The 15,687-nt window shown below is 45.9% G+C and carries 11 protein-coding genes and 1 tRNA gene; all 12 read left to right on the forward strand.

Translation table 11 applies throughout. The features are described 5' to 3' along the window. Window positions 1-50 precede the first annotated feature (50 nt). The 12 genes from HMPREF2675_RS00680 to fusA all read left to right on the forward strand — a co-directional run bounded on the left by HMPREF2675_RS00680 (window position 51) and on the right by fusA (window position 15,571). Window positions 51-126 (forward strand) — tRNA-Trp (locus HMPREF2675_RS00680). Window positions 127-257: 131 nt separating this feature from the next. Further along, complete coding sequence (secE, locus tag HMPREF2675_RS00685) at window positions 258-533, forward strand: preprotein translocase subunit SecE (protein ID WP_070813710.1); 276 nt, start codon at window positions 258-260, stop codon at window positions 531-533. 2 nt (window positions 534-535) lie between these two features. Then, window positions 536-1,069, forward strand: a complete 534-nt coding sequence (nusG, locus tag HMPREF2675_RS00690; protein ID WP_003680697.1) for a transcription termination/antitermination protein NusG — start codon at window positions 536-538, stop codon at window positions 1,067-1,069. Between the two features lie 104 nt (window positions 1,070-1,173). Continuing rightward, window positions 1,174-1,608, forward strand: coding sequence for a 50S ribosomal protein L11 (gene rplK, locus HMPREF2675_RS00695; protein WP_002220151.1), 435 nt, complete (start codon window positions 1,174-1,176; stop codon window positions 1,606-1,608). Further along, window positions 1,608-2,303 (forward strand): 50S ribosomal protein L1, encoded by a 696-nt coding sequence (rplA, locus tag HMPREF2675_RS00700; RefSeq protein ID WP_003677918.1) that lies wholly within the window; start codon window positions 1,608-1,610, stop codon window positions 2,301-2,303. Before rplK ends, rplA begins: the two co-directional genes overlap by 1 nt. Window positions 2,304-2,526: 223 nt before the next feature. Further along, window positions 2,527-3,027: a 50S ribosomal protein L10 gene (rplJ, locus tag HMPREF2675_RS00705; RefSeq protein WP_070813711.1), complete on the forward strand. Its 501-nt coding sequence runs from the start codon at window positions 2,527-2,529 to the stop codon at window positions 3,025-3,027. 58 nt (window positions 3,028-3,085) lie between these two features. Then, entirely contained in the window at window positions 3,086-3,457 is a 372-nt protein-coding gene (rplL, locus tag HMPREF2675_RS00710; RefSeq protein ID WP_070583257.1) for a 50S ribosomal protein L7/L12, read from the forward strand. Between the two features lie 189 nt (window positions 3,458-3,646). Next, a complete protein-coding gene (gene rpoB / locus HMPREF2675_RS00715; protein WP_070813712.1) occupies window positions 3,647-7,825 on the forward strand; it encodes a DNA-directed RNA polymerase subunit beta in 4,179 nt (1,392 codons plus the stop codon). Between the two features lie 156 nt (window positions 7,826-7,981). Then, window positions 7,982-12,157 (forward strand): DNA-directed RNA polymerase subunit beta', encoded by a 4,176-nt coding sequence (rpoC, locus tag HMPREF2675_RS00720; RefSeq protein ID WP_070813713.1) that lies wholly within the window; start codon window positions 7,982-7,984, stop codon window positions 12,155-12,157. 330 nt (window positions 12,158-12,487) lie between these two features. Then, on the forward strand, window positions 12,488-12,859 hold the full coding sequence (gene rpsL, locus HMPREF2675_RS00725; RefSeq protein WP_002218431.1) for a 30S ribosomal protein S12: 372 nt from the start codon (window positions 12,488-12,490) through the stop codon (window positions 12,857-12,859). A 117-nt stretch (window positions 12,860-12,976) separates the two neighbouring features. Beyond that, window positions 12,977-13,447: a 30S ribosomal protein S7 gene (gene rpsG, locus HMPREF2675_RS00730; protein WP_002240962.1), complete on the forward strand. Its 471-nt coding sequence runs from the start codon at window positions 12,977-12,979 to the stop codon at window positions 13,445-13,447. Window positions 13,448-13,465: 18 nt separating this feature from the next. Beyond that, a complete protein-coding gene (fusA, locus tag HMPREF2675_RS00735; RefSeq protein ID WP_070813714.1) occupies window positions 13,466-15,571 on the forward strand; it encodes an elongation factor G in 2,106 nt (701 codons plus the stop codon). The last annotated feature ends 116 nt before the right edge of the window (window positions 15,572-15,687 follow it).

Consider the following 15,687-nt stretch of genomic DNA (forward strand, 5'->3'; position numbering starts at 1 on the left):
GCCGTACCGTAGGTGCAGGTGTGGTTTCTTCTGTAATCGCTTAAGTTTAGAGGCCAATAGCTCAATTGGTAGAGTATCGGTCTCCAAAACCGAGGGTTGGGGGTTCGAGACCCTCTTGGCCTGCCAAATAAAAAATTAACCGGCCTTGTGCCGGTTAATTTTTTTGTACTTAAGTTTTAAGATTATTTGGAATTAATTAATGGATCAATACCACTATCTAAAATGAAGGCGGGTGGGGTATTGATAAGTGAGTAAAGATGACAGAACATCCGTCTGGACGCAAAGAAGACCATTCGAAAAAGGAAGTTGTGGTAAGGAATAAGCCGGCTCCTGAAAAGAAAGAAGGTCTGTTTGCATATTTTAAGAGCTCTTGGACTGAGTTCAAGAAGGTGGTTTGGCCGAGTCGTGATGAAGCGGTCAAAATGACTGTATTCGTGATTATCTTCGTTGCAGTTTTAGCAGCCTTCATTTATGCGGCAGATACAATTATTTCATGGTTGTTTTTTGATGTTTTATTAAATAGGAAAGGGTAAAGATGTCAAAGCGTTGGTATGTGGTACAGGCCTATTCCGGTTTCGAGAAAAATGTTCAAAAAACATTGAAAGAGCGTATTGCTCGTGAAAACATGGAAGAATATTTCGGTCAGATTCTCGTTCCTGTAGAGGAAGTGGTAGATATCAAGAATGGCCGAAAAACCATCAGTGAGCGTAAATTCTATCCAGGCTATGTGTTGGTCGAAATGGAAATGACCGATGATTCATGGCACTTGGTTAAGAGTACCCCTCGAGTAAATGGTTTTGTAGGTGGTAGCGGAAATCGCCCAATCCCAATTTCTCAAAAAGATGCAGATGCTATTTTGCAACAAGCCAAAACTGGTGTTGAGAAGCCAAAACCAAAAGTTGAATTTGAAGTGGGTCAGCAGGTTCGTGTGAATGAAGGTCCATTTGCTGATTTCAATGGAATTGTTGATGAAGTTAACTACGAGCGTAATAGACTGCGTGTTTCAGTTCAGATTTTTGGTCGTGAAACACCGGTTGAATTAGAGTTCGGTCAGGTTGAAAAGATTTAAGTGGTTTAATTCGCTTGAAAATTTTTTTTTAAGCGAATATAATCGCAAATTCTGTTTGGGAAGCGGAATGGTTCCGCGTTATACCCGTTTTTAGGAGTCCTTAAGTGGCAAAGAAAATTATCGGCTACATTAAACTGCAAATTCCTGCAGGTAAAGCCAATCCATCTCCCCCAGTTGGTCCTGCTTTGGGTCAACGTGGTTTGAATATCATGGAATTCTGTAAAGCATTTAATGCTGCAACCCAAGGTATGGAACCTGGTTTGCCAATTCCAGTCGTTATTACTGCTTTTGCAGATAAATCATTCACTTTTGTGATGAAAACTCCACCAGCTTCCATCTTGTTGAAAAAAGCTGCTGGTCTGCAAAAAGGTAGTTCTAATCCTCTGACTAACAAAGTGGGTAAATTGACCCGCGCTCAGTTGGAAGAAATTGCTAAAACTAAAGAGCCTGATTTGACTGCTGCTGATCTGGATGCAGCTGTTCGTACTATCGCTGGCTCTGCTCGCTCAATGGGCTTGGATGTGGAGGGTGTTGTATAATGGCTAAAGTATCTAAACGCTTGAAAGCTCTGCGCTCTTCTGTTGAAGCTAACAAACTGTACGCAATCGACGAAGCAATTGCTCTGGTTAAAAAAGCTGCTACTGCTAAATTTGACGAGTCTGTTGACGTATCTTTCAACTTGGGTGTTGATCCTCGTAAATCTGACCAAGTTATTCGCGGTTCAGTCGTTCTGCCTAAAGGTACCGGTAAAACAACTCGCGTAGCTGTGTTTACTCAAGGTGCAAATGCAGATGCTGCTAAAGAAGCTGGCGCAGATATTGTCGGTTTTGAAGATCTGGCTGCTGAAATCAAAGCCGGTAACCTGAACTTTGACGTTGTTATTGCTTCTCCTGATGCAATGCGTATCGTTGGTCAATTGGGTACCATCTTAGGTCCTCGTGGCCTGATGCCAAACCCTAAAGTAGGTACTGTTACTCCTAACGTTGCTGAAGCAGTTAAAAATGCAAAAGCAGGTCAAGTACAATACCGTACAGATAAAGCCGGTATCGTTCATGCAACTATCGGTCGTGCTTCTTTCGCTGAAGCTGACTTGAAAGAAAACTTCAATGCGTTGCTGGATGCTATCGTTAAAGCCAAACCTGCTGCTGCTAAAGGTCAGTACCTGAAAAAAGTTGCTGTATCCAGCACTATGGGTTTGGGTGTTCGCGTTGATACTGCAAGCGTGAACAACTAAGAAATTTTCAGGTGATCCGGTTTTCTGGATTGCCTGAATTTGGGCTACTTAAAATTAAGTAGATGTCCAAGACCGTAGGGATCGTAAGATTTAATCGTAACTGCCCTACGCAGACGGTAGTCCTGAAACACATTGCAAGATTGCTTGTAAGATGTCTTTTTAGGTTACCGCGCTGGTGGGATATCATTTCGGTATCCTGTTTATAAACAGTGGGAGGTAGACCTTGAGTCTCAATATTGAAACCAAGAAAGTGGCCGTAGAGGAAATTAGCGCAGCAATTGCTAACGCTCAAACTCTCGTAGTCGCTGAATATCGCGGTATCAGTGTTTCCAGCATGACTGAGCTTCGTGCAAATGCACGTAAAGAAGGCGTTTACTTGCGCGTTCTGAAAAATACTCTGGCTCGTCGTGCAGTAGAAGGTACTTCATTCGCAGATTTGGCCGATCAAATGGTTGGTCCATTGGTTTACGCTGCTTCTGAAGATGCTGTTGCTGCTGCTAAAGTGCTGCACCAATTCGCGAAAAAAGATGACAAAATTATCATTAAAGCCGGTTCTTACAATGGCGAAGTAATGGATGCTGCTCAGGTTGCTGAGTTGGCTTCTATTCCAAGTCGCGAAGAGCTGTTGTCCAAACTGTTGTTCGTTATGCAAGCTCCCGTATCAGGCCTTGCACGTGGTTTGGCTGCTTTGGCAGAGAAAAAAGCTGGCGAAGAAGCCGCTTAATCGATTTTGTTTCATTTAATCAATTATTTTTTAATACAATATTTGGAGTATAAATAGCATGGCTATTACTAAAGAAGACATTTTGGAAGCCGTTGGTTCTTTGACCGTAATGGAATTGAACGACTTGGTTAAAGCTTTTGAAGAAAAATTTGGCGTTTCTGCTGCTGCAGTTGCAGTTGCAGGTCCTGCAGGTGCTGGTGCAGCTGCTGCTGAAGAGAAAACTGAATTTGACGTAGTATTGGCTTCTGCCGGTGATCAAAAAGTTGGCGTGATTAAAGTTGTCCGCGCTCTCACTGGCTTGGGTCTGAAAGAAGCTAAAGACATCGTTGACGGTGCACCTAAAACTCTGAAAGAAGGTGTTTCTAAAGCTGAAGCTGAAGACATCCAAAAACAACTGGAAGAAGCCGGCGCTAAAGTCGAAATCAAATAATTTGATGCTTCCTATGAAGGCTGGCAGTTTTCTGCCAGCCTTATTTTGCTTCTTAAAATAAGCATCAGACATTGTTTACATTTATTTGCATAGTCTTTATAAAATCATTGCAAATAAATGTAAATATCAGGTTGATGCATGCCGTTGTTTCAGACGGTCTATTATTTAAAATTGCTTTTCGGAGTGTATATGAGCTATTCGTTTACCGAGAAAAAACGTATCCGTAAGAGTTTTGCAAAGCGAGAGAATGTCTTAGATGTTCCTTTCCTGCTGGCAACCCAAATTGATTCTTATGCGAAATTTTTGCAGCTGGAAAATGCTTTTGACCAACGCACTGATGATGGTCTGCAAGCGGCATTTAATTCTATTTTCCCGATTGTGAGCCATAATGGTTATGCGCGTTTGGAGTTTGTGCATTACACATTGGGCGAGCCTTTGTTCGATATTCCTGAATGTCAATTGCGCGGCATTACTTATGCGGCTCCATTGCGTGCCCGTATCCGTTTGGTGATTTTGGATAAAGAAGCATCTAAGCCGACAGTAAAAGAAGTTCGTGAAAACGAAGTGTATATGGGCGAAATCCCATTGATGACGCCAAGCGGCTCTTTTGTCATCAATGGTACTGAGCGCGTGATTGTTTCCCAGCTGCATCGTTCTCCTGGCGTGTTCTTTGAGCATGACCGTGGTAAAACACATTCTTCCGGTAAGCTGTTGTTCTCTGCTCGTATTATTCCTTACCGTGGTTCATGGTTGGATTTCGAATTTGATCCAAAAGATTTGCTGTATTTCCGTATCGACCGTCGCCGTAAAATGCCGGTTACGATTTTGTTGAAAGCTTTGGGCTACAACAATGAACAAATCTTGGATATTTTCTACGATAAAGAAACTTTCTATTTGTCTTCAAACGGTGTTCAAACTGATCTGGTTGCAGGCCGTCTGAAAGGTGAAACTGCCAAAGTTGATATCTTGGATAAAGAAGGCAATGTACTGGTCGCCAAAGGTAAACGCATTACTGCGAAAAATATCCGTGATATTACCAATGCAGGCTTGACTCGTCTGGATGTAGAGCCAGAAAGCCTGTTGGGTAAAGCATTGGCTGCTGACCTGATTGATCCGGAAACCGGCGAAGTATTGGCTTCTGCTAACGATGAAATTACAGAAGAACTGTTGGCTAAGCTTGATATCCATGGTGTAAAAGAAATTACGACCCTTTATATCAATGAATTGGATCAAGGCGGTTACATCTCCAGCACTCTGCGTACAGATGAAACTGCTGATCAGCAAGCTGCACGCGTAGCGATTTACCGCATGATGCGTCCTGGCGAACCGCCTACCGAAGAAGCTGTTGAGCAGCTCTTCAACCGCTTGTTCTTCAGTGAAGACAGCTATGATTTGTCTCGCGTAGGCCGTATGAAATTCAATACGCGCACATACGAGCAAAAACTGTCTGAAGCACAACAAAATTCTTGGTATGGCCGTTTGCTGAACGAAACTTTGGCTGGTGCATCTGAAAAAGGTGGTTACGTTCTGAGCGTTGAAGACATCGTTGCTTCCATTGCTACATTGGTTGAACTGCGTAACGGTCATGGCGAAGTAGATGATATTGACCACTTGGGTAATCGTCGTGTTCGTTCTGTGGGTGAGTTGACTGAAAACCAATTCCGCAGCGGTTTGGCTCGTGTAGAACGTGCAGTTAAAGAGCGTTTGAACCAAGCAGAATCTGAGAACTTGATGCCGCATGACTTGATCAATGCGAAACCTGTTTCTGCTGCGATTAAAGAATTCTTCGGCTCCAGCCAATTGAGCCAATTTATGGATCAGACCAACCCATTGTCTGAAGTTACCCATAAACGCCGTGTATCTGCATTGGGCCCGGGCGGTTTGACTCGCGAACGTGCAGGCTTTGAGGTGCGAGACGTACATCCGACCCACTATGGCCGTGTATGTCCTATTGAAACACCTGAGGGTCCAAACATTGGTTTGATCAACTCATTATCCGTTTATGCGCGTACCAATGATTATGGTTTCTTGGAAACTCCTTACCGCCGTGTTGTCGATGGCAAAGTAACTGAAGAAATCGACTACTTGTCTGCTATCGAAGAAGGTCGTTATGTGATTGCACAGGCAAATGCCGATTTGGACAAAGATGGTAATTTGATTGGCGACTTGGTCACTTGTCGTGAAAAAGGCGAAACCATTATGGCAACGCCTGACCGCGTTCAATATATGGACGTGGCAACCGGTCAAGTGGTATCCGTTGCAGCATCTCTGATTCCATTCTTAGAACATGATGACGCGAACCGTGCATTGATGGGTGCCAACATGCAACGTCAGGCCGTACCGTGTCTGCGCCCTGAAAAACCGATGGTTGGTACCGGTATCGAGCGCTCTGTTGCCGTTGACTCTGCAACTGCAATCGTTGCCCGCCGTGGTGGTGTGGTTGAGTATGTAGATGCCAACCGCGTTGTGGTTCGTGTTCATGATGATGAAGCGACTGCCGGTGAAGTGGGTGTCGATATTTACAACTTGGTTAAATTCACCCGTTCTAACCAATCTACCAACATCAACCAACGTCCGGCCGTAAAAGCAGGCGATGTGTTGCAACGTGGTGACTTGGTGGCCGACGGTGCATCTACCGACTTGGGCGAGTTGGCTTTGGGTCAAAACATGACCATCGCCTTCATGCCATGGAACGGTTACAACTACGAAGACTCGATTCTGATTTCAGAAAAAGTGGCTGCGGACGATCGTTATACTTCGATTCACATTGAAGAGTTGAACGTTGTTGCACGTGACACTAAATTGGGTGCAGAAGACATTACCCGCGATATTCCGAACTTGTCTGAGCGTATGCAAAACCGTTTGGATGAATCCGGTATCGTGTATATCGGTGCAGAAGTAGAAGCAGGTGACGTCTTGGTAGGTAAAGTAACACCTAAAGGCGAAACCCAACTGACTCCTGAAGAAAAATTGCTGCGTGCCATCTTCGGTGAAAAAGCGTCTGACGTAAAAGATACTTCATTGCGTATGCCTACCGGCATGAGCGGTACCGTTATCGACGTTCAAGTCTTTACTCGTGAAGGTATCCAACGCGACAAACGTGCTCAATCCATTATTGATTCTGAATTGAAACGTTACCGTCAAGATTTGGGCGATCAATTGCGTATTTTCGATAATGACGCATTCGACCGTATCGAACGTATGATTGTGGGTCAAAAAGCCAATGGTGGTCCGATGAAGCTGGCTAAAGGCAGCGAAATTACTACCGAATATTTGGCAAGCCTGTCCAGCAAACATGATTGGTTTGACATCCGTCTGGCTGACGAAGACTTGGCCAAACAGTTGGAACTGATTAAATTGAGCCTGCAACAAAAACGCGAAGAAGCGGATGAGTTGTATGAGATCAAGAAGAAAAAACTGACCCAAGGCGACGAGCTGCAACCGGGCGTACAAAAAATGGTGAAAGTATTTATCGCCATCAAACGCCGTCTGCAAGCTGGTGACAAAATGGCGGGTCGCCACGGTAACAAAGGTGTGGTATCACGCATTCTGCCGGTGGAAGACATGCCTTACATGGCTGACGGCCGTCCGGTAGACATCGTACTGAACCCGTTGGGCGTACCTTCCCGTATGAACATTGGCCAGATTTTGGAAGTTCACTTGGGTTGGGCGGCAAAAGGTATCGGTGAACGCATCGACCGTATGCTGAAAGAGCAACGCAAAGCCAGCGAGCTGCGTGAATTCTTGAACAAACTCTACAACGGTAGCGGTAAGAAAGAAGATTTGGACAGCCTGACAGATGAAGAAATCATCGAATTGGCTTCCAACCTGCGTAAAGGTGCATCTTTCGCCTCTCCTGTATTCGATGGTGCGAAAGAGTCTGAAATCCGCGAAATGTTGAACTTGGCTTACCCAAGCGAAGATCCTGAGGTTGAGAAACTGGGCTTCAACGACAGTAAAACTCAAATCACGCTGTATGACGGCCGTTCAGGCGAAGCATTTGACCGTAAGGTTACAGTCGGTGTGATGCACTATCTGAAACTGCACCACTTGGTTGACGAAAAAATGCACGCCCGTTCTACCGGTCCATACAGTCTGGTTACCCAGCAGCCTCTGGGCGGTAAAGCTCAGTTTGGTGGTCAACGTTTCGGTGAGATGGAGGTTTGGGCATTGGAAGCATACGGCGCGGCATATACGCTGCAAGAGATGCTGACTGTGAAGTCTGATGACGTGAACGGCCGTACCAAAATGTACGAAAACATCGTCAAAGGCGAACACAAAATCGATGCCGGTATGCCTGAATCCTTCAACGTATTGGTTAAAGAGATTCGCTCACTGGGCTTGGATATCGATTTGGAACGCTACTAAACAGAAGTTTTCAGACGGCCTTTTAAGGTCGTCTGAAAAAGCGGTTTCAGAATAAGAATGAAGCAATCGGCATTTAGGCCGTCTGAAATCAAAAGTACCGTTTCCCAATATCGAAAATCCGCCATGCGGTAAAAATACTTCCTTCAAGGAGCAAAAATGAATTTGTTGAACTTATTTAATCCGTTGCAAACTGCCGGCATGGAAGAAGAGTTTGATGCCATCAAAATCGGTATTGCCTCTCCCGAAACCATCCGCTCATGGTCTTATGGCGAAGTTAAAAAACCTGAAACCATCAACTACCGTACGTTCAAACCTGAGCGCGACGGTTTGTTCTGTGCCAAAATCTTTGGCCCTGTCAAGGACTATGAATGTTTGTGCGGTAAATACAAACGCTTGAAATTTAAAGGCGTAACCTGTGAAAAATGTGGCGTAGAAGTGACCCTGTCCAAAGTGCGCCGCGAACGCATGGGCCACATTGAATTAGCAGCACCTGTTGCACACATTTGGTTCTTGAAATCCCTGCCTTCCCGCTTGGGTATGGTATTGGACATGACTTTGCGCGATATCGAACGCGTATTGTACTTTGAAGCATTTGTGGTAACCGATCCCGGTATGACTCCGTTGCAACGTCGTCAATTACTGACTGAGGACGATTACTATAACAAACTGGACGAATACGGCGATGACTTCGATGCCAAAATGGGTGCAGAAGGTATCCGTGAATTGCTGCGCACCTTGGATATTACCGGCGAAATCGAAATCCTGCGTCAAGAGCTGGAATCTACCGGTTCTGACACCAAAATTAAAAAAATCGCCAAGCGTTTGAAAGTGTTGGAAGCCTTCCATCGTTCCGGTATGAAGTTGGAATGGATGATTATGGACGTGCTGCCGGTATTGCCGCCTGATTTGCGTCCGTTGGTTCCATTGGATGGCGGTCGTTTTGCCACTTCCGATTTGAACGATTTGTACCGCCGCGTTATCAACCGTAACAACCGTCTGAAACGTCTGTTGGAACTGCATGCGCCTGACATCATTGTTCGTAACGAAAAACGTATGTTGCAAGAAGCGGTTGACTCTCTGTTAGATAACGGCCGTCGCGGTAAAGCCATGACCGGTGCCAACAAACGTCCGCTGAAATCATTGGCAGACATGATTAAAGGTAAAGGCGGCCGCTTCCGTCAAAACCTGCTGGGTAAACGTGTGGACTACTCTGGTCGTTCCGTGATTACCGTAGGCCCATACCTGCGTCTGCACCAATGTGGTTTGCCAAAAAAAATGGCGTTGGAACTGTTCAAACCATTCATTTTCCACAAATTGGAAAAACAAGGTTTGGCGTCTACCGTTAAAGCTGCGAAAAAATTGGTAGAACAAGAAGTACCTGAAGTATGGGACATCTTGGAAGAAGTCATCCGCGAACATCCGATTATGCTGAACCGTGCGCCAACCTTGCACCGTTTGGGTATTCAAGCGTTCGAACCTATCCTGATTGAAGGTAAAGCGATTCAGTTGCACCCATTGGTGTGTGCCGCATTTAACGCCGACTTTGACGGTGACCAAATGGCTGTACACGTTCCATTGAGCTTGGAAGCACAAATGGAAGCACGCACGCTGATGCTGGCTTCAAACAACGTATTGTCTCCAGCCAACGGCGAACCAATCATCGTACCTTCTCAAGATATCGTATTGGGTCTGTACTACATGACCCGCGACCGTATCAATGCTAAAGGCGAAGGCAGCCTGTTTGCCGATGTGAAAGAAGTGCATCGTGCATACCATACCAAACAGGTTGAACTGGGTACGAAAATTACCGTACGTCTGCGCGAATGGGTGAAAAACGAAGCAGGTGAGTTTGAGCCTGTTGTTAACCGTTATGAAACAACCGTCGGCCGTGCATTGTTGAGCGAAATCTTACCTAAAGGCCTGCCGTTCGAGTACATCAACAAAGCGCTGAAGAAAAAAGAAATTTCTAAACTGATTAACGCATCATTCCGTCTGTGCGGCTTGCGTGATACAGTTATTTTCGCCGACCACTTGATGTATACCGGTTTCGGTTTTGCGGCTAAAGGCGGTATTTCCATTGCGGTTGACGATATGGAAATTCCGAAAGAAAAAGCAGCCTTGCTGGCCGAGGCTAATGCCGAAGTTAAAGAAATCGAAGACCAATACCGTCAAGGTTTGGTGACCAACGGCGAACGTTACAACAAAGTGGTCGATATTTGGGGTCGTGCCGGCGATAAGATCGCTAAAGCGATGATGGACAACCTGTCCAAACAAAAAGTCATCGACCGTGACGGCAACGAAGTTGATCAAGAGTCCTTCAACTCTATTTACATGATGGCCGACTCTGGTGCCCGTGGTTCTGCAGCTCAGATTAAACAGTTGTCCGGTATGCGTGGTTTGATGGCAAAACCTGACGGCTCCATTATTGAAACGCCTATTACCTCTAACTTCCGCGAAGGCCTGACCGTATTGCAATACTTTATTGCGACCCACGGTGCGCGTAAGGGTTTGGCGGATACCGCGTTGAAAACGGCAAACTCCGGTTACTTGACCCGTCGTTTGGTAGACGTAACCCAAGATTTGGTGGTTGTTGAAGACGATTGCGGTACTTCAGACGGCTTTGTGATGAAGGCAGTGGTACAAGGCGGTGACGTAATTGAAGCTTTGCGTGAGCGTATTTTGGGCCGCGTTACTGCTTCTGATGTTGTCGATCCTTCGACTGGCGAGACTTTGGTGGAAGCCGGTACATTGTTGACCGAGAAACTGGTAGATATGATCGACCAATCCGGTGTCGATGAAGTCAAAGTCCGTACACCGATTACTTGTAAAACCCGTCATGGCTTGTGTGCGCACTGTTATGGTCGCGACTTGGCACGCGGTAAACTGGTTAACGCCGGTGAGGCAGTTGGTGTGATTGCTGCACAATCCATTGGTGAGCCAGGTACTCAGCTGACCATGCGTACGTTCCACATTGGTGGTGCGGCATCTCGTGCGGCGGCAGCCAGCCAAGTAGAAGCTAAATCCAATGGTACAGCACGTTTCAGCAGTCAAATGCGTTATGTTGCCAACAACAAAGGCGAGTTGGTTGTCATTGGCCGTTCTTGTGAAGTAGTGATTCACGACGATATCGGTCGCGAACGTGAACGTCACAAAGTACCTTACGGTGCAATCCTGCTGGTACAAGACGGCGAAGCCATTAAAGCTGGTCAAACCTTGGCAACTTGGGATCCGCATACCCGTCCGATGATCACCGAACATGCAGGTATGGTGAAATTCGAAAACGTGGAAGAGGGTGTTACCGTTGCGAAACAGACCGACGATGTAACTGGTTTGTCTACTTTGGTAGTGATTGACGGCAAACGTCGTTCCTCTAGTGCTTCTAAACTGTTGCGTCCGACTGTCAAACTGTTGGATGAAAATGGTCTGGAAATTTGCATTCCTGGTACGACTACCCCAGTTTCTATGGCATTCCCGGTCGGTGCGGTGATTACCATTCGTGAAGGTCAGGAAGTCGGTAAGGGTGATGTGTTGGCGCGTATTCCACAAGCGTCTTCTAAAACCCGCGATATTACCGGTGGTCTGCCACGCGTAGCCGAATTGTTTGAAGCACGCGTGCCGAAAGATGCAGGTATGTTGGCAGAAATTACCGGTACCGTTTCCTTCGGTAAAGAAACCAAAGGTAAACAGCGTCTGATTATTACCGACGTAGACGGTGTAGCATACGAAACCCTGATTTCTAAAGAGAAACAGATTTTGGTACATGACGGTCAAGTGGTAAACCGCGGTGAAACCATCGTAGACGGTGCCGTAGACCCACACGACATTCTGCGTCTGCAAGGTATCGAAGCATTGGCTCGCTACATTGTTCAAGAGGTGCAAGAGGTTTACCGCCTGCAAGGTGTGAAGATTTCCGATAAACACATCGAAGTCATCATCCGTCAAATGTTGCGTCGAGTGAACATTGTCGATTCTGGTGATACAGAGTTCATTACCGGTGAGCAAGTTGAGCGTGGCGATGTGATGCTTGCCAATGAAAAAGCCATGGCTGAAGACAAAGAGCCGGCACGTTACGAAAACGTGTTGTTGGGTATTACCAAAGCTTCCTTGTCTACAGACAGCTTCATTTCAGCGGCATCGTTCCAAGAAACAACCCGCGTCTTGACAGAGGCCGCTATTATGGGCAAACAAGACGAGCTGCGTGGTTTGAAAGAGAACGTAATTGTTGGTCGTTTGATTCCTGCCGGTACAGGTTTGACCTACCACCGCAGCCGCCATCAACAATGGCAGCAAGCCGATCAAGAAACTTCTGAAACCGAAGCTTCAGACGAATAATCCCTCGGGATTGTTGTGAAAATAAAACCGCAAGCCAGTCTTGCGGTTTTATTTTTTAGAGGACTTAAAAGAGGGTAGAGTTTAAGGCCGTCTGAATAAATAAGGAAAGCAATGGAGAAAATAAGTAGAGAACCAAATTGCGGACTTATTTAAAAATGACAAAGGCCGTCTGAATGTTTCAGACGGCCTTTGTTTCTAAAATTTAGGCATAAATTGGAAAACACCAAACTTTATCAGTCATTTGCTTGACTAAACCCTTGCAATAAAAATATAATTCCAATCTTGTCGACATGGTGTCGGCAAGTATTTAACTCAACAGGACGAGAAAATATGCCAACTATTAACCAATTGGTACGCAAAGGCCGTCAAAAGCCTGTGTACGTAAACAAAGTGCCTGCACTGGAAGCTTGCCCGCAAAAACGTGGCGTGTGCACCCGTGTATACACAACTACCCCTAAAAAACCTAACTCTGCATTGCGTAAAGTATGTAAAGTTCGCCTGACCAACGGTTTTGAAGTAATTTCATATATCGGCGGTGAAGGCCACAACCTGCAAGAGCACAGCGTTGTATTGATTCGCGGTGGTCGTGTAAAAGACTTGCCAGGTGTACGTTACCACACTGTACGCGGTTCTTTGGATACTGCAGGTGTTAAAGACCGTAAACAAGCCCGTTCTAAATACGGTGCTAAGCGTCCTAAATAATTATCGGGACTCAAATAGGCACGTCGGCCGCCTAAGCTGAACAACGGCCGAGTAAGTGAATACTCAATTGGGTATTCATGGGAATTGACCCAACTGAATAGATTAAAGGAAATTAAAATGCCAAGACGTAGAGAAGTCCCTAAGCGCGACGTACTGCCAGATCCTAAATTCGGCAGCGTTGAGCTGACTAAATTCATGAACGTATTGATGATTGACGGTAAAAAATCTGTTGCAGAACGTATCGTTTACGGTGCGCTGGAACAAATTGAGAAAAAAACCGGCAAAGTAGCAATCGAAGTATTTAACGAAGCCATTGCAAACGCCAAACCTATCGTGGAAGTGAAAAGCCGCCGTGTAGGTGGTGCAAACTACCAAGTTCCTGTTGAAGTTCGTCCTTCACGTCGTCTGGCTTTGGCAATGCGCTGGGTTCGCGATGCGGCCCGTAAACGTGGTGAGAAATCTATGGACCTGCGCTTGGCAGGCGAATTGATTGATGCGGCTGAAGGTCGTGGCGGTGCGTTGAAAAAACGTGAAGAAGTACACCGTATGGCTGAAGCTAACAAAGCATTCTCTCACTTCCGTTTCTAATATCGAAAGGCTAACAAAATGGCTCGTAAGACCCCTATCAGCCTGTATCGCAATATTGGTATTTCTGCCCATATTGACGCGGGTAAAACAACCACAACAGAACGTATTCTGTTCTATACAGGTTTGACTCACAAGTTGGGTGAGGTGCATGACGGTGCAGCAACTACCGACTACATGGAACAAGAGCAAGAGCGTGGTATTACCATTACCTCTGCTGCTGTGACTTCTTATTGGTCCGGTATGGCGAAACAGTTCCCTGAACACCGTTTCAACATCATCGATACCCCAGGACACGTTGACTTTACCGTAGAGGTAGAGCGTTCTATGCGTGTATTGGACGGCGCAGTAATGGTTTACTGTGCAGTAGGCGGTGTTCAACCTCAATCTGAAACCGTATGGCGTCAAGCTAACAAATATCAAGTTCCTCGCTTGGCATTTGTAAACAAAATGGACCGTCAAGGTGCCAACTTCTTCCGTGTTGTAGAGCAAATGAGAACTCGTTTGCGTGCAAACCCTGTGCCTATCGTGATTCCGGTTGGTGCGGAAGACAGCTTCAGCGGTGTTGTTGACCTGTTGAAAATGAAATCCATTATTTGGAATGAAGCCGATAAAGGTACAACCTTTACCTATGGCGATATTCCTGCTGAATTGGTTGAGACTGCCGAAGAATGGCGTCAAAACATGATTGAAGCCGCAGCAGAAGCCAGCGAAGAATTGATGGACAAATACTTGGGCGGTGATGAGCTGACTGAAGAAGAAATCGTAGGCGCATTGCGTCAACGTACTTTGGCAGGTGAAATTCAACCAATGTTGTGCGGTTCAGCATTCAAAAACAAAGGTGTTCAACGTATGTTGGACGCAGTTGTAGAATTGCTGCCTGCTCCTACCGACATTCCTCCAGTTCAAGGTGTTAACCCTAACACTGAAGAAGCCGACAGCCGTCAAGCCAGCGATGAAGAGAAATTCTCTGCATTGGCATTCAAAATGTTGAACGATAAATACGTTGGTCAGTTGACTTTCATCCGCGTTTACTCTGGTGTGGTGAAATCTGGTGATACCGTATTGAACTCTGTAAAAGGTACTCGCGAACGTATCGGTCGCTTGGTGCAAATGACTGCTGCAGACCGTACTGAAATTGAAGAAGTACGCGCTGGCGACATCGCAGCCGCTATCGGTCTGAAAGACGTAACCACTGGTGAGACCTTGTGTGCAGAAAGCGCACCGATCATCTTGGAACGCATGGAATTCCCTGAGCCGGTAATCCATATTGCCGTTGAGCCGAAAACCAAAGCCGACCAAGAGAAAATGGGTATTGCCCTAAACCGTTTGGCTAAGGAAGACCCTTCTTTCCGCGTTCGTACAGATGAAGAATCTGGTCAAACCATTATTTCCGGTATGGGTGAATTGCACTTGGAAATTATTGTTGACCGTATGAAACGCGAATTCGGTGTGGAAGCAAACATCGGTGCGCCTCAAGTGGCTTACCGTGAAACCATCCGCAAAGAAGTTGAAGCTGAATACAAACATGCCAAACAATCTGGTGGTAAAGGTCAATACGGTCACGTTGTGATTAAAATGGAACCTATGGAACCAGGTGGTGCAGGCTACGAATTTATCGACGAAATTAAAGGTGGTGTGATTCCTCGCGAATTTATTCCGTCTGTCGATAAAGGTATTCGCGATACTTTGCCTAACGGTATCGTTGCCGGTTACCCAGTAGTTGATGTACGTGTGCGTCTGATCTTCGGTTCTTCACACGACGTTGACTCCTCTCAACTGGCCTTCGAATTGGCTGCGTCTCAAGCCTTCAAAGAAGGTATGCGTAAAGCCAACCCAGCTCTGTTGGAACCAATCATGGCAGTTGAGGTGGAAACACCTGAAGAATACATGGGTGACGTAATGGGTGACTTGAACCGCCGCCGTGGTGTTGTATTGGGTATGGATGATGACGGTATCGGCGGTAAGAAAGTTCGTGCCGAAGTACCTCTGGCAGAAATGTTCGGTTACTCAACTGACCTGCGTTCTGCAACCCAAGGTCGCGCTACTTACTCCATGGAGTTCAAAAAATACGCTGAAGCTCCTGCTCACGTAGCTGCTGCTGTAACTGAAGCCCGTAAAGGCTAATCAGAAAAGGCCGTCTGAAACTGAAAATAAATTTTCAGACGGCCATTGTTCTTTAATCGATCTTTATATGTAAAGGAATTAGCTCATGGCTAAGGAAAAATTTGAACGTAGCAAAC

It is taken from the genome of Neisseria sp. HMSC061H08, assembly GCF_001836795.1.
GTDB classification, from domain to species: domain Bacteria; phylum Pseudomonadota; class Gammaproteobacteria; order Burkholderiales; family Neisseriaceae; genus Neisseria; species Neisseria subflava_A.

Excerpts from the sequence above, each read along its gene's own strand:
- rpoC (WP_070813713.1), top strand. The coding sequence starts at position 7,982 with ATGAATTTGTTGAACTTATTTAATCCGTTGCAAACTGCCGGCATGGAA.
- rplA (WP_003677918.1), top strand. The coding sequence starts at position 1,608 with ATGGCTAAAGTATCTAAACGCTTGAAAGCTCTGCGCTCTTCTGTTGAA.
- rpsG (WP_002240962.1), top strand. The coding sequence starts at position 12,977 with ATGCCAAGACGTAGAGAAGTCCCTAAGCGCGACGTACTGCCAGATCCT.
- rpoB (WP_070813712.1), top strand. The coding sequence starts at position 3,647 with ATGAGCTATTCGTTTACCGAGAAAAAACGTATCCGTAAGAGTTTTGCA.
- rpsL (WP_002218431.1), top strand. The coding sequence starts at position 12,488 with ATGCCAACTATTAACCAATTGGTACGCAAAGGCCGTCAAAAGCCTGTG.
- nusG (WP_003680697.1), top strand. The coding sequence starts at position 536 with ATGTCAAAGCGTTGGTATGTGGTACAGGCCTATTCCGGTTTCGAGAAA.
- fusA (WP_070813714.1), top strand. The coding sequence starts at position 13,466 with ATGGCTCGTAAGACCCCTATCAGCCTGTATCGCAATATTGGTATTTCT.
- rplL (WP_070583257.1), top strand. The coding sequence starts at position 3,086 with ATGGCTATTACTAAAGAAGACATTTTGGAAGCCGTTGGTTCTTTGACC.
- secE (WP_070813710.1), top strand. The coding sequence starts at position 258 with ATGACAGAACATCCGTCTGGACGCAAAGAAGACCATTCGAAAAAGGAA.